This is a genomic window from Streptomyces sp. NPDC046900 (genome assembly GCF_040644975.1).
In the GTDB taxonomy this organism is placed as follows: Bacteria; Actinomycetota; Actinomycetes; order Streptomycetales; family Streptomycetaceae; genus Streptomyces.
The window spans coordinates 40,796-58,175 of the sequence record NZ_JBEYXD010000036.1 but is presented as its reverse complement, the minus strand read 5'-3'; the positions used below and the strand labels follow the sequence as shown (position 1 = coordinate 58,175).

Here is a 17,380-nt window from a genome sequence, read left to right as displayed (position 1 = left end):
GGCTGACGGCCATGAACCCCGACCATCGGTCACGATCCGGCAACACAGCCGTCTAGCTGCCGTGGTCGGGCTCATGGTCGGGCCAACCACGCACCCTCACCCCGGGCCCTCAGCGGTTGCGCACCCCGATTGCGCAGCCTCGAACGGGCGTTGCGCCATCGGGGTGCGCAACACCGGTCGGGCCTTGCGCAATGGGGCTGCGCAACCGGCCAAAGATCCTGCGCAGTCGAACTGCGCCGAGGGGGCAGCTGCGCAGTCCGTAGGTTTCTGACCTCTCCTGCGCAGGTCCGTCTGGCGCACTGCGCAGGTGCCTGTCGCGGCCTGGTCGGCCTCCGTCTGCGCATCGGAGACCGCGCGGCACCTGATCGCACAAAGGCCGCCGCTCCGGGGGCCGTGCGCGGGATGCGAGGGCTGTCGCCAGCTCGCGGCTGACCCAGAGTGGGGGTCATGGTCGGGCCGACCATGACCCCCACCATGGACTTCGTGTCCCCATCGTGACCTTGGTCGGGGGTTCGTGGTCGGTGGTCGGGTCGGGGCCGACGGGTTTTCTCAAGGTCAGCAACATCCGTTCTGACCTGGGAGTTTCACCATGTCCCCTGGCAAGCAGGCCTCACGAAGCGAGGCCGCTGCTCCGATGGCGGCCGGCGCCCGGCTGGAGGCGATGCGCCACCGCGTACGCCTCTCCCGCGTGGCGGTCTGGACCGTCATCGCGGCCGGCCCCATGGCCCTCGTTGTCGCCGTCGCCTCTACCCCGGCCACGGTCGCGGCCGCCCCCTCGGCCAAGCCCACCGCCGTGCGCACCGCGTCCGCTGCCGACCCGGGCGGCTATGCGCAGGTGTTCCTCGGCGCGTGGCTGCGCAGCAGTGCCAACGACGCGACGACTGCGCAGGCGCGGCTTGCGCAGTCGATGGCGCCGGACGTCGAATTGCCCGACCCGGCCTCCGATGCGCAATCGGCACCGGAGTCTGTGACAGCGGTGCGCAGTGCGCAGCACGGCGTCGGCGCGTGGGCGGTGACAGTGGCTGCGCAATACGTCGACGGCTCGGTGCGGTACTACACGGTGCCGGTGGCCGCCGACAGCGCGAGCTCCTCGTTCACGGTGACCGGTGCGCCCGGCGTGGTGGCCGGCCCGGCCCGGGCCGAGGTGTCCAAGTCGGCGTACGGCGTGAGCGTCCCGGAGGGTGATCTGTCCTTGGCCATTGGGGAGTTCCTCGCCGCCTACCTGACAGGAGTCGGCGAGGTCGACCGCTACCTCGCGCCGGGGATGAAGCTCACCGCCGTCTCCCCCGCCCCGTATACGGCGGTCACCGTCCAGCAAGTGTCAGCAGTGGAGGAGGCCGCGGCCGCCGCCACGGTGCCCGGCGATGGCACGGCGGTGCGTGTCCTCGCCCGGGTGGAGGCCCAGGATGCCGGCGGTCGGTGGCCGCTGGCCTACGAGCTCACGCTCAAGGCCCGCTCTAGCCGGTGGGAAGTCGCGGCACTGGGGTTCGGAATTGCTCAGGACGGTGGCGTCCGATGAACACGGTGCACAGCCTGATGCTGGCCGGACAGCTGGACGACCTCGGCAACTCGTGGATCAACATGTTCAAGCAGTGGGCGACCAACGGCCTAAAGGCCGGTCTCGTCGTCCTCGTCGTCGTGATCATGATCCAGAAGTTCAGCCTCAGGGCCGGGATCGGCGCCCTGCTGCTGATGATCATCGCGCTCGGGCTGTACAACTCCCGCGAGAGCCTCGCGAACATGTTCGAGGACGAGGTGAAGAACCCGGCCAAGGGCGCATCCGCCACCCCGGGCATCGTCCAGTCCGACCCTCCGACTTCCCGTGACCACTCACCGGGCGCCGGAGGCCGGCTGTGACCGCGACCGCGGCACGGGTGAGCCGCTTCTACACCTCAGCCCGCCGCCACCCCTGGGTGCTGGGCAAGGTCGCCGACTGGAAGATCCCCCTCGGCCCCTACACCCCCGCACAGATCGCCCTCGCCGTCGGCGGCGGCTTCCTCCTGATCAAGACCATCGGCTGGTGGTCGTGGACGGGGCCGGTCCCCATCATCGCGTGGCTGCTGGCGATCTGGGCAGTGCGCCGGCCGAAGATCCGAGGCCGAGCCCCGATGCAGGCCGCGTTGGGCTGGGTGCTGCTCGGCCGGCAGCCGAGCGGAGGGCGGATCGGCGGGCGAGCCGCCCGCGACCACGCACCTCACCCGCTGCTCGGCAGCTTCACCATCGAGGGCGCGGCCACGCCCGAGCCTGCCCTGAAGGCCGCACCATCCCTCGCGGCTCGGCAGCGTGCGCCTCGGACGCCACACCCAAGCCCGGCTGGCCCGACCGCTGCTCCCGCGATGCCGGTGGGTCCGGTGTCGGGTGTGCAGCAGCTGCTCGCGCTCGCCCAGCGGGCCGGGGGTGCGCGGTGAGGGTTCCGATCCGTCACATCGCCGGGCACCTGGTGTGGTCGACGCAGGGCAGCGTGTGGGCCCTCTACCGCCTCCACCCCGGCCCAGACGCACAGGGACGCCGCGAGGAGACCGTCCAGGGCACCCACGTGCCCGCCGCCGTCCGCGACGAACAGCTCGCCAAGATCACCCGCTTGGTGCGCTCCCTGTCCGGAGCCCCGCGTCTGTTCGGGCTGTGCGCACAAGTCGACCCAGGTGAGATCGCCCTCAAGATGATCGAGGGCATCGAGCCCGCGGAACAGGCACCCGGCACGGGCCGGCACCCGTGGGTGGAAAACGTCGAGGCCACCCTGGACCTGCTGGACGACCAGGAGATGCACTGCCGCACCCTGTGGCTGGCCGTACCCCTGCAGGCCGAGGCAGGCGGCCTGCAGGTGTCGGCGTCCCTCGGCGCGGCGTGGGCCGAACTCGCGCCGATGCTGGGCATACGGCCGGCACCGGTGGCCCGGCGCGAGGTGAGCACGTATCGGGAGCAGGCCTTGCGGGTGGAGGCTGCGCTCGTCGGCGGTATCGCTTTCCGCCCCGCCCGTCCGGCGGAGATCGTGTGGATGATCCAGCATGCCCTCCACCGAGGTCTGGCGGAGCCGCTGCTGGCCGAGGCCGAGATCAGTGAGTTGTACGGCGGGCAGATCCAGGGCGGCGTGCTGCGCTCCCCCAGCTACGCCGACCTCGGCCAGGTCCGCTTGCAGGAAGGCGGCATCGACCCCGACGTCGACGACGTCGCTGACCTCAAGAGCGCGGGAGAGATCACGCGGTCGGGTCGCACGGCCTGGTGGCGGCTGAAGGCCGGCTCGCCGCTGGGGCGGCGCTGGCTGCAGGTCGAATCCGACACCGGGGTTGGCTACCAGGCGCAGTTGGCGCTGGCCGAGTGCCCGCCCGCGGTCAGCCAGGACGCCGCGGACCTGTTCGCTCAGCTGGAGATGCTCGACTTTCCCGTCGACTACACCGTCGACCTCACCTTGGTGCCGGCGGAGAAGGCCCGCGACCAGGTGCGGCGCAAGAAGAACGAGTTGGTCGACCAGGCCGACCAGTACGACGCCCGCCCCACCGGCATGCCCGCCTCGCTCGGCGAGGCCGCCCGCGACCTGGGCGAGTTGGATGCTCGCCTGTCTCGCACGTCGGTCGAGGTCGAGGTGCAGTCGGTGACCGTGCTGACGGTGTGGGGGCCGACCGCCGCCGTCTGCGACGCCCGGGCCCGGGCCCTTGCCGCGCTGCTCGGCGGCGCCGACTACCGGGCGGTACGCCCGGCCGGACTGCAGGAGGCCCTGTTCACCCTCGGCCTGCCCGGCACCGTACGGCCCGGCGTGGTACGGGAATTCACCCAGCACCAAGTCTCCGAAGACTGGGCGCTCGGCGGCGCCTTCACCACCGCGGAGGTCGGAGACCCGGGCGGGATGTTCCTCGGTATCGACCTGGACAGCGGCACCACCCGCCCCGTCATGATCAACGTGGCGGATGCGCCCAAGGTCGACGCCTCCGCGTCGATGGGCATCGTCGGGGATCTCGGGGCGGGCAAGAGCGTCCTGCAGAAGCTCATCGCGGAAGCAGTGTGGGCACGTGGTGGCTGCGCGATCTGCATCGACCGCACCCCGGTCCGCGAGTGGGCGACCTTCGCCCGCACTGCGGCCAAGGGCCGCGTCCAGATCATCGACGCCGCCCAGGCCGAGGTGTCCATCGACCCGCTGAGGATGTTCGACGGGCCCGAGGGCCGCCACTACGCCTTGTCCTATCTCACCCTGCAGCTCGGCATCGGCCCGATGAGCACCAGCGGCGAGGTCCTCCACCATGCTGTCGAGCAGGCCGCGGTTGGCCCACGGCCGTCCATGCACCGTGTGCTTGAGGTCCTCGAGGAGATGGCTACGCGCGAGGCGGGTAAGCGGCAGAATGCCGCGACCACCCTCGCCGGCCTCATCAGGGTCGTCGCCACCAACTCGCTGGCGAGGATGGTGTTCGACCCGACGCTGCCGCCGGTGCGGCTGGACGCGTCCAGCGCCTCCGACATGATCGTGATCACCACGACAGGGCTGAAGCTGCCGCCGAAGGCTGCGTTCGACAAGCCGGAGGTCCTGCAGCAGCAGCCACTGGAGGCGCTGATCGGACGCGCGGTGCTCTACCTGATCGCCGCACTCGCCCGGCAGACCGCGTTCGAGGACCCCGAGCGGTTCACCGCGGTGGTCCTGGACGAGCTGTACTGGCTCACCAGCTCAGCCGAAGGCACAGCCCTCGTCCACGAGATCCTCCACGACGGCCGCAAACACGGCGCCGGGCTCCTGGCGGGCTCGCACGACGCCGAGGAACTCGGCCCTGACCGCGGCCTGATGGCCTACCGGGCACTCGCCCGCACCACCGACCGCGAACGCGCCCGCCGCGGCCTGGAGTTCGTCGGACTCGACCCAAACGACCCAGAGCTTGTGCGGCTGGTGGCCACCGGCCTGTCCCCGGTCGGCCAGAAGGGCCGGGAGGGCGAGTTCCTGCTGACCTGCCCCAGGCAGAACACCGGCCGCATCAAGGTCTCCATCCCCCGCATTCCGCGCATCACCACCTCCATCACCACCACGCCAGGACGCCGCACGAGCGCTGCCCCGCCCTCCGCGCCCGTTGCCGATGAGGCCGTGGGTGCCGGTCGGAAGGAACCTGTCTGATGACCACGTCTTCCTGGGACCGCTCCCGGCGCGTCGCCGCCGCAGCGAGCGCCCTCGTCGTGATCGCCGTCGTGGCTGCCGCAGTCGTTCTCGCCCTCGGGGTGGGCGTGCCGGAAGCGTGGTGGCCGCACACCGGACGGGCCTTCGCCGCCGACGCCCGCCCCGCAGGCGATGATCCATGTGGCCTGATCGTGGGCCCGGCCAAGGCCTACTGCGAGCGCGGCGCCGCGAGCTCCGCATCCACCGGCCAGCAGGACCTGTCCGGTGCAGCGTGGAGGCTGGTGCCTGCCGGCGCAGGCGTGGGCGCTCTCGTGCTGTGGCGGCTGCGGCCCTCCGCTGGGCAAAGGCGGCACTGACGTGTTCCGTCCAGACCGCGCGACCCTGCATTCGGCCGGCTTCGTCGTACTCCTCACCGGCACCTTTCTCCTGGTCAACACCCAGGTCGTGTACGCGGCCGGCAGCAACAGCGAGACGTCAGACCTGCTCGCCCCGCTGAACATCGACTCGTCCGAGGGCGTGCCGATCGACGGGTACGACCTCAACGCCTCAGGCGGCTCCATCGTCGCCTTCAAGAGCCAGGCCCTGGCCTTCGCCCTGTCCGGACTGTTCACCCTGATCCGGCTGCTGGTCGGGCTGGCCGGGTGGACGATCGAGGTAGCCTTCCGGTTCCCACTGCTCAAGCTCCTCGCCCGCCCGGCGCAGAAGGTCGCCGACACCTACAACCATGTGGTCGTCGACACGCTCGGGATCAAGGGGCTGCTGCTGGCCTGGGCGTTCGTCTTCGCCTCCTTCATGATCGTGCGTGGCCGGGTCGGCCGCGGTCTGGGCGAGATCTTCCTCACCCTGCTCATCGGGGCGATCGCTGCCTCGGCTCTCATCCGTCCCGACACCCTGCTCTCCCAGGACGGGCCGCTGGGGCAGTCCCAGCAGGTGGCTGCCGAGGTCGCCCGGCAGAGCGTCAACTCCTACGACTGGGGCGGCAAGATCGCCAGCTATGACCCATGCGCGGGCATGGCCGGCAACGCCGAGATCAAGTGCGAGGAGCAGGAAGGCGAAGGACCGGTCTCCGCAACAGAGGTGGCCCGGCCCATCCAGGATTCGATCACCAACGCCCTGATCGTCAAGCCGTACATGCTCCTTCAGTACGGGCGGATTCTCGACCCGGCCAAGAGGGCCGACCGCAAGGCCTACGCCGTCCATCTGAAGTGGGTCACCGGCGGGTACATGCCCAGCTCGGCCCCGTCGGACAAGGCGAAGGACGCCTGCCACCTGGTCCAGGGGCCGGGCAAGAAGTACTGCGAGCGCGACGTCGACGGCACACCGAGCGGCAGCAATGATCTCCCGGAGTTCACGCCCGGGGGCGAACTCCTCGACGCCTCGAACGCGATCGTCACCGACGAGGACCGGGCGTTCGCCGCGTTCCTCGCCGACCTGAAGAAGGCCGGCCCCGTCGGCACCTCGTGCGCCGCCTACGCCGCACAGCCCACCTGGTGGCGGCTCGGCGGCGCGTTCCTGCTGCTGATCGCCGCGCTGTTCATCTGCGGCATGCTGCTGTCGTCCGCGATCGTTCTGCTCGGCACCCAGGGCGTGTGCGCGGCCGCGGCGGCCGTCGGCGGCGTCACCTTCGTCGCGGGCATGCTGCCCGGGCCCGCACGCCAGTCGGTGTGGAAGTGGCTGTCCCTGTGGGGCATCGCGGTCCTGGCCGGGGTCGGGATCTGCGCGTTCATCCCGTTCTTCGGGATCGCCATCGACGCCACCATCACCAACGGCCCCGACCTGATGGTGGAGCGGATCCTGCTCATCGACGTCCTCGCCATCGCCGGCGCGGCCGGGCACCGCCGCCTGCTGACGTCCATCACCTCCTTCGGCCGGCGCATGGCCATGCGGATGCGCTACGCCAAGGTCGGCGGCACCCACCTGCCCGGCGACACCCCCGAGCTCGGCGCCGCACTCGCCATGAACTCCCCCGCACTGATGGGCGGATACGGCGGAGGACTGCGCGCCGTCATGGGTGGAGGCGGTGGCAGGTTCGGGATACTCGGCACCCGGCAGCGACTGATGGGCGCGCTCACCTCGCTGTTCGACGGCGCGGGCATGCCGATGGACACCGGCAGAATCCTCGCCGATGCCACGACCGAAGCCGGGCGCGGTCTGGCCCCGCTGACCGCGGCCGCGGCTGTCGGCGGGCTGGGCGCCCGGCTCGGCGGGAAGGGGGCGCACTGGCTGCTGATCGGCCGCCGGCCGGATGCGGAGCAGCTGGCCACATGGCGCAAGCCCACCGCCGACGGCGACTTGGGTACGGGCGGCCCGTCGAACGGCGGGGACGGCGGAGAGGGAGGTCCAGGCGGCATGGGGCCGCATCGGCCCTCCGGCCCGCCTGACCGGTACCGCAACGAGCAGGGGCAGGTCATCGACCGCACCACCGGCCAGGTGCTGCACGACCAGAACAGCGACCGCACGCTGCTGTCGACCCGGGCCCACAACCGGCTGGTCCGCTTCCGCGGCTACCGCATCCTGGGCCGGGGCGGCCGAGCCGCCTACGGGGCGACGGCCGGCCTGCCCGCAGGCGTCCGCCGGGCCCGGGCGGGAGGCTCCCTCTACACCCAGGACGCCCGCCAGCAGCTGCGCGTGTGGGGCAACACCCTCCGCGAGGACGGCCGGGCCTGGACCGACACGGGACGCCACGCAGCCCAGGTCCTGCGGAACCACACGGATGCCCCCCGCCCAGCTGCGCCTGCGCCGTCCAGTCGTCCTTCGGGCCGTCCGACGTCAGCCCCCGCACGGCCGACCGCGTCGGCGGCCGGCTCCTTGGCAACTCCACCCCCGTCACCGCTCCCGCGCCGGGACGGGCCTGCGCCGCGGCCTCGGCCCGATCGCGGCGGGCCGGTTCTTCCCGGTGGGGGGAGCGCGCGTAGCCAGGCACGCGAGGAGGCGCGGGCCCGGATGCAGGAGCTGATGCGGCGGACCGGTCCCGACGCCGAACGCCTGCGCCAAGAGCAAGCCCAGCGGCGGGACGAGGACGGTGGGAACGAGTGAGGCTGCCGGGACGCCGCGTCCAGCGGTGGGGATGCATGGTGGCGCTGCTGATGTTCGCCGCCGTGTGCTGTGCCGCGCCGGTGGGGAACACGATCAGCGCGTATGTCGCGCTGGAGACGGGTGCCCAGGACGATGGCGGGATCGCCGAGGGCGGCAGTGCCGCGGACATCCCGCCGCGCATGCTGGCCGCCTACAAGACGGCCGCCGCGCAGGTCGGGACGTACGTGCCGAAATGTCGGGGCATGCGCTGGCCGATCCTCGCCGGGATTGCCAAGGTCGAGTCCAACCACGCCATCGGCCGCACCATCGCCGCAGGCGGGGACATCCGTCCGAAGATCTACGGGGTGCTCCTGGGCGGCTCCGGGACCGGCGGCAACGCCACGGCGTTTCCCGACACCGACGGCGGCACGTGGGACGGCACCGCGAACGGGGAGCGCGCCCTCGGCCCCTTCCAGTTCCTGCCCTCCACCTGGAAATCGATCGGCAAGGACGCAGGCAGCGACAAGATCGCCGATCCGCACAACGCCGACGATGCCGCGCTCGGCGCCGCGATCTACCTGTGTGGAGGTGGCCGTGACCTGACGAAGCGGTCGCAGTTGAAGTCCGCGATCTGGCAGTACAACCACTCCAATGAGTACGTGGCCAACGTGCTGGGCTGGATCGACCAGTACACGGCAGCCGCCAAGGACCCGGACCTGAAGAACCTCTCGAGGAAGGTCCGCACCGTGATCGAGGCGGCGCTGTCCCAGCGGGGAATGCCGTACTCATGGGGCGGGGGCAACGCGAGCGGCCCGTCGTACGGGATCTGCTGCTCGCCCAGCGGCAAGAGCGGCGCGACCATCAAAGGCTTCGACTGTTCCGGGCTGACCCAATACGCGTACGCGAAAGTCGGCATCAGTCTGCCGCGTGTTGCGGCCCCCCAGGCCGGTGCCGGCCAGCGCATCCCCGCCAGTCTCGGCACCGGTGCCCTCAAGCCGGGCGACCTCGTCTTCTACGGCTACGCCCCAGGACGCGACTCCACGATCTATCACGTCGGCATTTACACCGGCGGCGGCCAGATGGTCAACGCCGCCCGCCCGGGCACCGTCATCCGGCTGGACTCGGTCAACGCGATGTCCGGCTATGCGGGGGGTGCACGACTGCTGTGACCACCACCCCACGCTCACCACGTCTGCTGTTGCTGAGCACCGTCTTCTTCGCCGTCGCCGGCGTCGCACTGCTGGGCATGCCGCACGGTCAGGAGCCACCGGCCCCGGCGACGTCGTCGACCGCCCACGCGGTCGCGGATTCGTCGGCTGCAACTGCTGCGCCTATCGACAGCCCGCCGGCCGCCATCACGAAGCCCTCCACAGCATCCGTCGCATCGACACCGTCGGAGGTCCTCGAGTCCGCTCTGCCACCGCATGGCGAGGGTGTGGCCGGCGACCGGGCCATCCAGCGGTCCCTGGAGGCGGCCTGGCCCGCCGATCTTCCCTCCGCCGATGAGCGGGAGTTACTCACCGCCGGTCGCGCGCTGCTGCGCGCGGACGCCACCGGAGTCGGCCGCGCGAAGTGGCCGGACGTTTTCCCCAACGTCGGCGAGGCGGTGGCCCCGGCGTTCGCCACTGCTCGCTTTCGCATCCAGGCCGCGATCGCCCGCCGTGACGGCAGCCCGAACAAGGCGGTGGTCCATCTGGTGTGGGCTGGGATGGACCGCGGCGGCACCTTCACCGACCTCCGCGTCACCGACTGGCACTTCACCCGCACCATCAAGAAAGGAGCAGCCGCATGGACTCCGCACCCCCGCACCTGACCGGCCCGGCTGATCAAACAGCCTCAGGACAGGTAATCGGCCTCATGTCCGGCATCGTGCATGCCACCGGCTGCGTGATCGCCTACTGGTGGGTGGTGGCCGCGGCCGCCGTCATCGTCTGGCTGGCGAGCGAGATGGTGGTGCGCCACCTGGCTCGCAAGGCCTCAGCTGAGCGGATGGCGCTGGAACTCGTGCCATCGCGCCACTTCGACCCTGGCTTCGAGGAGATCTTCCGCCGGGGTGTTCAGCTCGCACGAGCCTCGACCTCCATGCCGTGGTGGGCGCCGCGCCGCTCCAAGATGGTGCAGGTCCGGCTGCGCGCCGACGGCTCCAGCCCACTCCGGTACCGGATCGAAGGGCCTGCGGGCGCCCAACGTCTCCTGTCCATCACCCCGTTCGGCCCTGGCGTGACCGTGAACCGGGCCCGGCCGATCGTCGACAAGCCCCGTGACCACGTGGTGCGGGCAGAGTTCATCCTGCGGGGCAAGCCGACCGCACCCCTGCGCGACGTCCCGCTGGCCCCGGACCCGCTGCAGCCGCTGATCGACGCCGTCTCCGACCTCCGCGCCGAGCTGGGTGACCTGGCCGAGATCCGGCTCGACATCCAGCGCGCCCCCAAATGGTCACTGCGGGCGCGCCGTCTGCAGTTGATGATGGACGCCCGCCGTGCAGAGAGGCGGGAGGCCCAGCGGGCCGCCCGATGGGTACGTCAGGACGCCACCAATATCGAAGACTCGCTGACCTGGCAGCTGCAGCAGCTGGTGGCGGGCAAGCAGGGCGGGGGCGGGCGCCGGCTGGTCATGCCGCCGATCCCCCGCCGGGTGACCCTAGAGGACGCGCTGGGCAAGCTCGCCGAGGACGACCACCTGGTGCGCGTGCAGTTGCTGGTGATGTGCGCGTCCAACGTTGAAGGGCGCGCCCATGCCCGTCTCGCTCAGCTCCAGGCCGCCCTCGACGTGTTCGGCGGCGGCTCACGCTGGGCGATGCGCGGCTGGCGGGTGGGTCCGTGGCGGTTCGGGGCGGATCGCTGGCCCAGCCGCCGTGGCTTCGAACGCCGCTGGGCTCTGGGGCACTGCCAGCCGCCTCGTCCGAACTGGGTCCGGTTGGACGAGCTGACCGGCCTGCTCAAGCCGCCCACGGTGCACTGCCGCCTCCCGCTATTTGCCGGAGACCTGCCGACGTTCGAGTACGGGAATCCCGACCTGCTGCTGCAGGGTATCTACCGTGGACCCGACGGCCGCCGGCGCCTGGTCGCCACCTATGCGCGCGAGACGCTGTTCGAGGTCGGGGTGGGCAAGGCGGGCGGCGGCAAGACCGAACGGGCCCTCGCCCAGGCCATCGGCTGGGCGCATGCCGGCGGCGGGCTGATGTTCGTCGACCCGCACCGCGACTCCTGGCCACGGGCCCTTCCGTTCCTCGCCCACGACCACCTGATGCAGCGGATCGCACTGATCGACCTCAACGCAAGCGGGCCTGCGCCGCAGCTCAGTTGCTGGAATCCGATCGGTATGCACCAGGGTCAGGTAGCCCACGAGGTTGTCGAGGCGACCGCAGACGCCTACGCATCCGTGCTCAGCTGGGACGACGCCACCGCTCCCCGCGCGCTCACCATCTTCACCGCCTCCCTGGCAGTGCTGGTGGCCGTCAACGAGGCCGCCTGCCACGCCGGGCGCCCGGAAGACCAGGCCACCATCTTCCACGTGCGGTCCCTGCTCACCGACCCGGACTTCCGTAGGGCGGCGCTCACCGCGGTGGAGGGGCGCCTGGACGAGGAGACCCGCTCCTGGTGGCGGACGGTGTTCCCGACGCTGCCCACCGACGCGTTCGCCGTCGTCCTCAACCCGATCGGCCGCCTCGCCGCCAACCCGGTAACCCGCGCATTCCTCGGGCAGCCGACCGGTGTCTACAACATCCGCGCGGCGATGGACTCGCGGATGATCGTGTGGGTGTGCCCGGGCGGGAACGGGCCAACCGACCGGCTGATCACCGCGCTGCTCGCCCGCGACCTGCTACGGGCCGTGCGCTCCCGCCGGGATACCCCAGAAGGCCAGCGTGTGCCGTTCCGCCCCTATTTCGACGAGCTGATCACCCTCACTGGCGCGGCCCCCGAGACGATCGCCGCGATGTTTGAGGACTTCCGCAAATACCGCGTGCACGTCCACGGCATGACCCAGCTGCTGGCCCGGCTTCCCATTCCGGTGCGGCTGTCGCTGGTGCAGAACGCCTCCACTCTCGCGTCGACCGCAGGCTCGCAGTCCGCCATCGCCCCCATTACCGCGGAATGGGGGGACCGTCCCGGCCCGGACGTCGTCGCCGCTCTGGACCGGTACGAGCACTACATGTCGCTGACCGTCGAAGGCCGTCGTGTCGGTCCTGTCCGGATCACCGGTCCTCACCTGGACGACGTCTTCGCCGACTACGCCCGCCCGCACCAGGCAGCGGCACTGGAGCGCGCCGCCCGGGCCACAGCCGCCGCCGCCCCGCTGGACCAGCTCACGGACCGGGCCGCGAAGCAGCTCACCCGCGTGAGCGCCTTCCTCGCCCAGCACGCCACCACCCCGTCGAACGTCCAAGTGAACAAGAAGGGATACAAGTGACCACCGCCTTCGAGACCATGTCGTCCGGCCGAACGCCAAGCCCCATCGAGCCGCTACCACATCAGCTGCTGGCCGTGCTCGGCCAGCACCGGATGGCGACCACGAACCAGCTCCACGAACTGCTACGGCCCGGCGCAGTACGGCAGACCGTCTCCGCGCCGCTGAACAAGCTGCGCCGCGACGGCCTGGTGGACTACACCGTGCTGCCGGCCTCCAACCGGTCCCGCGCCTGGTACCTGACGAGCGAGGGAGCCCGGCTGACGAAGGACTTCCCCGCCCTGCGCGGACGGCCTCCGTACCCGATCAACTCGGCCACGGCTGCCTCCCTGAAGACGCCGCACACCCTGACCGTGGTCCGCAGCCACCTCGCGTTCGTCACCGACGCCCGCCGCCGCGGCGACGAACACGGGCACCTGGACTGGACACCGGAGGTCTCCCACCCGCTCAGCGACGGCGAGCGGATCATCACGGACGCGGTGATGCACTACACCCTCATCGATGACGATGAGCGCACCAAGCTGCGGGCGTTCGTGGAGGTCGACCGGACGACCATGAGCAGCGAGCGACTCGCCTCCAAACTAATCGAGTACGCGCGACTGTGGTCATACGAGCCTCAGCCCATAGGCCGGCCCCGCTCACGGCAGGCCGCAGCGCCCGGAGCGGTATGGCTGCGCTGGTACCCCGTCTTCCCCCGAGTGCTGTTCGTACTGACCGGGGCCTCCCGGCACGTCCTGGACAACCGAATCAACGACCTCAAGGCCATGGCGGCCGAACACCCCCTCGTCGGCACGCTCGCCCGACACGTACCAATCGGCGCGGCAGTCTTGGACGACCTCGAAGAACAAGGCCCCACCGGTAACGTCTGGGTGCCACTTGCCAACGGCGACCCGCGGCCATGGACCCAGCTGTGACACCCCACCTGCCGTGGCCGAATGCCGCAGCCTTGAAGTGCACCGCGGCAATGGGAGCGCTCGAAATGGTTTTCCGGTCCACAGCGAGGCGGGGGTCTGAGGGGTGCCCGTCAGTGACGGCGCCCGGTGTTCTTGCAGCCGACGTGGATGTGGCCGGCTCTCGCCGCGCCGCCGGACGGGCTCACCTGGTCGTACGGCAGCGTCTCGTCGCAGAGCGCGTTCAGGACGCGGGCCAGGCGCCGAGCGTACCCGACGTCTCCGCCCGGGACCGGGGTTGGCGTGGCGTTGAGTTGCATGCGGGCCTCGCCAAGACAGGCGAGCGCGCAGTACCGGGGAATGTCATCGTCGGGCAACGCGCCGGCCACCGATGCGCCCTCAGGGATGAGCAGCGCCAAGTGGCCGCGCAGCAGCCTGGTCAGCGTCCCCAGGTCGCGGCCGGCGGGCGTCGGGGGCACGTCGGGCGGCAGCAACCGGCCCACGGCCACGCGCATCATCGCGATGTCCGGCGTCCGGGTGCCACTGCCCGTCTCCACGGTGCCAGCCACGGCTACCGACCGCCCGGCCCCGTCGGCATCGCTCAGCGGGTTCCCCACTTGGGGGACTTGTGTCGCGTAACGTGCATTTCCCGTAGTCACACCGCGATGATGGTCCCGCAGGGCGACGACCAACTAGTGTCCTGCGCCGGAACTCTTGGACTTAAGTCTCATGCTGGTTTTTGGTGGCCGGTGTAGCGATCTTGGTGAGGTAGTCGGCGAGGGATATGACGATCTCGTCGGCGGTCTTGGTCCACTTGAAGGGCCGGGGGTTCTCGTTCCAGGTTTCGATCCAGGCGCTGATGTCGTCTTCCAGCGCCTTAACGGAGGTGTGGACGCCGCGGCGGATGAGTTTGTCGGTCAGCAGGCCGAACCACCGCTCGACCTGGTTGATCCAGGACGACCCGGTGGGTGTGAAGTGGACGTGGAAGCGGGGGTGTTTGCCCAGCCACGCCTTGATCTCGGGGGTGTTGTGGGTGGCGTAGTTGTCACACACCAGGTGCACGTCGAGGCCGGAAGGGACCGCCTTGTCTATCGTGACCAGGAACTTCTTGAACTCGATGGCCCGGTGGCGGCGGTGGAGTTCGCCGATGACGGTGCCGTCGGCGATGTTGAACGCGGCGAACAGGCTGGTGATGCCGTGCCGCAGGTAGTCGTGGGTGCGGCGCTCGGGCATGCCCGGCATCATCGGCAGCACCGGCTGGGACCGATCCAGCGCCTGGATTTGGCTCTTCTCATCGACACACAGCACCACCGCCTTCTCGGGCGGGTTGTGGTACAGGCCGACGACATCGACGACCTTGTCAACGAACTGCGGGTCGGTAGACAGCTTGAACGCATCCTGCAAGTGCGGCTTGAGGTCGAACTTCTTCCAGATCCGCCCGATGGTGGACTTCGACAACCCGGTGCGCTTGGCCATCGAGGCCCGCGACCAGTGGGTGTCCTCGCCTGGAGTGGACTCCAGCGTCGCGATGACCACGTCCTCGACCTGGTCAAGCAGGATCGACGGCGGTCGGCCCGGGCGCGGCTCGTCCGCGAGCCCGTCCAGGCGAGCCGCGATGAACCGCGACCTCCAGCGGTTCACCGTCGCCTGCGCGATGCCGAGTTCGGCAGCGACCTGTTTGTTCGTCCCACCCTCCGCGCAGCGCAGCACGATCTTCGCGCGCAGCGCCAGGAACTGCGCGGTCTTCGCCCGTCGCGCCCAGCGCGTCAACTGCGCACGCTCGGCATCAGTGAGGACCAGGTCCGGCTTGCGCCGGCCCGGCCGCGGCTCGTCGGCCAGGCCCGCCAGCCGGTGAGCCGCGAACCGGGAGCGCCACTTGCGTACCGTCGCCACGTTCACGCCCAAGTCGGCCCCCACTTGGGAACTTGACGCACCATTTGCACAAGACAGGACTATCCGCGCCCGCTCGGCCAGACGAGATCCCGCCTCACCACCCGCCCAACGCAACAACTCGGCGCGTTCCTCCTCGGACAGCACGACCTCGACAGCACGCGGACCCCGATGCGACATGAAAACAGCTTACAGACTTACAGCTGCAATTTCCGGCGCATCACACTAGCGGTGGTTTGTTGACGGCGGGTCAGGGACGCAGTAGGCCGGTAGTAGAGGAACCTCGCCTCGCCGCCTGGGAGTTGTGATGACCCGCCGTGTGCCGTGTCCGCCCGCTCCGGGCCCGCTGGAAGCCTATGCCGCTCGCTTCGATGACCTCTTCTCCACGTTGGCACAGCGCCGTGGGTTCCGCGAGTACCTCGCGGGGCTGCTGCTGCCGCGGGACCGCAACAAGACGCTGACCTGCCTGGCAGGCACCGAACCCGTCGTCGGTGCCCAACACGCCTCGGTGCAGCGGCTGCAGTTCTTCCTGTCCGAGTCGACGTGGGACCACAAGCAGGTCAACGCCCGCAGGGTGGAACTACTGCTGGCCGACCCCGCGACCACTCCGCACCCGGGCGGCGTGCTGGTGATCGACGACTCCGGGGACCGCAAGGACGGGAAGGCGACCGCGCACATCGGCCGGCAGTGGCTGGGCCGGCTGGGCAAGACCGACAACGGCATCGTCACCGTGACCACCTGCTGGGCCGACGAGAACCTCTACTACCCGCTGCACGCCGTGCCCTACAGCCCCGCCCACCACTTCCCCAAGGGCAAGAGCGACCCTGACTTCCGCACGAAGCTGCAGATCGCCGCAGAACTGGCCCGCACGGCCAAGGCCGCCGGAGTGACCTTCCGAGCCGTGGCCGCCGACTGCGCGTACGGTGACCAAGACGGCTTCCGCAGGGACCTCGCCGCAGCCGGGCTGCCGTTCGTCATGGCCCTCAAACCGAGCCACGGCACCTGGGCCTACGGCAAGGACGCCTACACTCCCGTCGACGCCGCCCGCGCCTTGACCTGGACGGACGCGGAGCATCCAGGGGACTGGACCGCCGTCGAGCGGCCCTTCCGCGACGGGCACACCGAGACCTGGTGGGCCGCCGACGCGACCCTCGGCTGGTGGGGGCCCGACGGAAACGTCCGCCTGGTCGTGGCCACCACTGACCCGGCCACGCTGCCCGCGCAGGCCACCTGGTACCTGGCCACCGACCTGCCCCGCCCCGGCGGCCCCCGCGAGGCAGACAGCCCCGAACCGGCCGCCGACCTGGCAGAGGTCGTCCGGATCTACGGCGTCAGGCACTGGATCGAGCAGAGCTACAAGCAGGTGAAGGACGAACTCGGGTGGGCCGACTTCCAGGTTCGCTCCGACACCGCCATCCGCCGCCACCAGACCCTGGTCACCTGCGCGTTCTCGTTCTGCTGGGACACCTGGTTCGCTCAACCTCCGGGCCGGGAGCCCGCCGATGACCCCGCGGTCCCGCCGGCCGCCACACCGGCGGGACCGACTGAGAGGGGGCCCGGGCAGACCCCACCAGCCTCAACCGTCCAGCTGGCCCAAAGCGATCCGCGCCGTCCGGGCCTGGCTCGACCCCTGGACCAGCCTCCAACGCTGCTGGCGAGCCTGGACCAACGCACCCCCGCCACCCGACCTCCAAGCCCTGATCGACGCACTCGCCGCAGGCCACCCGCTTGATCTCTACTCCCCGGTTTAACAAACCACCGCTAGGACACGCCGTGGCCACGCGCGGCCACGGCCAGAGATGAACGGCCGGGCGGCTGGCTCACGGCCGGTGACGCCGGCTGTGGCCTGTACGTCCCCGTGACCCGGCGACCGGCACCGTCTTGGCGGAGATCTGGGCCACCGCGCAGCACCAGGGCCGCGGGAGATGCTGACGGGCTTGTTGTCGACTGCGCGGAGGAGGTGGGGACTTGAGCCTTTGTCAGTACTCGCCCGCATACTGGTGGATCAAGCTGGTGCCGAAACGGCTGTTGTCTCGTCTTGCGTGTGAGGCTCTTGGTCGTCGGCTGATCGATCAGGGTGACGTGGCCC

13 protein-coding genes are annotated in these 17,380 nt (G+C 70.5%); 11 read left to right on the top strand and 2 right to left on the bottom strand.

The features are described 5' to 3' along the window. Positions 1 to 589 precede the first annotated feature (589 nt). From ABZ904_RS29030 to ABZ904_RS28985, 10 genes are read left to right on the top strand one after another with little or no spacing between them, the layout of a single operon-like run. A complete protein-coding gene (locus tag ABZ904_RS29030) occupies positions 590 to 1,519 on the top strand; it encodes a conjugal transfer protein (protein ID WP_361826426.1) in 930 nt (309 codons plus the stop codon). Next, a complete protein-coding gene (locus ABZ904_RS29025; RefSeq protein WP_361826423.1) occupies positions 1,516 to 1,857 on the top strand; it encodes a hypothetical protein in 342 nt (113 codons plus the stop codon). The genes ABZ904_RS29030 and ABZ904_RS29025 overlap by 4 nt, the downstream gene beginning before the upstream one ends. Beyond that, entirely contained in the window at positions 1,854 to 2,408 is a 555-nt protein-coding gene (locus tag ABZ904_RS29020; protein ID WP_361826420.1) for a hypothetical protein, read from the top strand. Before ABZ904_RS29025 ends, ABZ904_RS29020 begins: the two co-directional genes overlap by 4 nt. Beyond that, entirely contained in the window at positions 2,405 to 5,089 is a 2,685-nt protein-coding gene (locus ABZ904_RS29015) for an ATP-binding protein (protein WP_361826417.1), read from the top strand. The genes ABZ904_RS29020 and ABZ904_RS29015 overlap by 4 nt, the downstream gene beginning before the upstream one ends. Beyond that, complete coding sequence (locus tag ABZ904_RS29010; RefSeq protein WP_361826414.1) at positions 5,089 to 5,445, top strand: hypothetical protein; 357 nt, start codon at positions 5,089 to 5,091, stop codon at positions 5,443 to 5,445. Before ABZ904_RS29015 ends, ABZ904_RS29010 begins: the two co-directional genes overlap by 1 nt. Before the next feature lies 1 nt (position 5,446). Continuing rightward, entirely contained in the window at positions 5,447 to 8,125 is a 2,679-nt protein-coding gene (locus ABZ904_RS29005; RefSeq protein ID WP_361826411.1) for a hypothetical protein, read from the top strand. A gap of 35 nt (positions 8,126 to 8,160) precedes the next feature. Continuing rightward, entirely contained in the window at positions 8,161 to 9,273 is a 1,113-nt protein-coding gene (locus ABZ904_RS29000) for an NlpC/P60 family protein (RefSeq protein ID WP_361826408.1), read from the top strand. After that, positions 9,270 to 9,917 carry a hypothetical protein gene (locus ABZ904_RS28995; protein WP_361826406.1) on the top strand — a complete coding sequence of 216 codons (648 nt, stop codon included), beginning with the start codon at positions 9,270 to 9,272 and terminating at the stop codon, positions 9,915 to 9,917. Before ABZ904_RS29000 ends, ABZ904_RS28995 begins: the two co-directional genes overlap by 4 nt. Further along, positions 9,893 to 12,514 carry an ATP/GTP-binding protein gene (locus ABZ904_RS28990; protein ID WP_361826403.1) on the top strand — a complete coding sequence of 874 codons (2,622 nt, stop codon included), beginning with the start codon at positions 9,893 to 9,895 and terminating at the stop codon, positions 12,512 to 12,514. The genes ABZ904_RS28995 and ABZ904_RS28990 overlap by 25 nt, the downstream gene beginning before the upstream one ends. 17 nt (positions 12,515 to 12,531) lie before the next feature. Continuing rightward, positions 12,532 to 13,425 carry a replication-relaxation family protein gene (locus tag ABZ904_RS28985; RefSeq protein ID WP_361826544.1) on the top strand — a complete coding sequence of 298 codons (894 nt, stop codon included), beginning with the start codon at positions 12,532 to 12,534 and terminating at the stop codon, positions 13,423 to 13,425. Between the two features lie 110 nt (positions 13,426 to 13,535). Here the strand turns inward: ABZ904_RS28985 and ABZ904_RS28980 are convergent, their stop codons facing one another. Both ABZ904_RS28980 and ABZ904_RS28975 read right to left on the bottom strand, forming a co-directional pair. Then, complete coding sequence (locus ABZ904_RS28980; protein WP_361826400.1) at positions 13,536 to 13,970, bottom strand: DUF6415 family natural product biosynthesis protein; 435 nt, start codon at positions 13,968 to 13,970, stop codon at positions 13,536 to 13,538. A gap of 151 nt (positions 13,971 to 14,121) precedes the next feature. Further along, positions 14,122 to 15,471 (bottom strand): IS630 family transposase, encoded by a 1,350-nt coding sequence (locus tag ABZ904_RS28975; protein ID WP_361826397.1) that lies wholly within the window; start codon positions 15,469 to 15,471, stop codon positions 14,122 to 14,124. Between the two features lie 127 nt (positions 15,472 to 15,598). Between ABZ904_RS28975 and ABZ904_RS28970 the strand changes: the two genes are divergently transcribed. Further along, positions 15,599 to 17,023 (top strand): IS701 family transposase, encoded by a 1,425-nt coding sequence (locus ABZ904_RS28970; protein ID WP_361826394.1) that lies wholly within the window; start codon positions 15,599 to 15,601, stop codon positions 17,021 to 17,023. Positions 17,024 to 17,380 lie beyond the last annotated feature (357 nt).

What these genes read in the sequence shown, in the direction of transcription:
- ABZ904_RS29030 (WP_361826426.1), top strand. Translation starts at nt 590, where the DNA reads ATGTCCCCTGGCAAGCAGGCCTCACGAAGCGAGGCCGCTGCTCCGATG.
- ABZ904_RS29025 (WP_361826423.1), top strand. Translation starts at nt 1,516, where the DNA reads ATGAACACGGTGCACAGCCTGATGCTGGCCGGACAGCTGGACGACCTC.
- ABZ904_RS29010 (WP_361826414.1), top strand. Translation starts at nt 5,089, where the DNA reads ATGACCACGTCTTCCTGGGACCGCTCCCGGCGCGTCGCCGCCGCAGCG.
- ABZ904_RS29000 (WP_361826408.1), top strand. Translation starts at nt 8,161, where the DNA reads ATGGTGGCGCTGCTGATGTTCGCCGCCGTGTGCTGTGCCGCGCCGGTG.
- ABZ904_RS28990 (WP_361826403.1), top strand. Translation starts at nt 9,893, where the DNA reads ATGGACTCCGCACCCCCGCACCTGACCGGCCCGGCTGATCAAACAGCC.
- ABZ904_RS28985 (WP_361826544.1), top strand. Translation starts at nt 12,532, where the DNA reads ATGTCGTCCGGCCGAACGCCAAGCCCCATCGAGCCGCTACCACATCAG.
- ABZ904_RS28975 (WP_361826397.1), bottom strand. Translation starts at nt 15,471, where the DNA reads ATGTCGCATCGGGGTCCGCGTGCTGTCGAGGTCGTGCTGTCCGAGGAG.
- ABZ904_RS28970 (WP_361826394.1), top strand. Translation starts at nt 15,599, where the DNA reads ATGACCCGCCGTGTGCCGTGTCCGCCCGCTCCGGGCCCGCTGGAAGCC.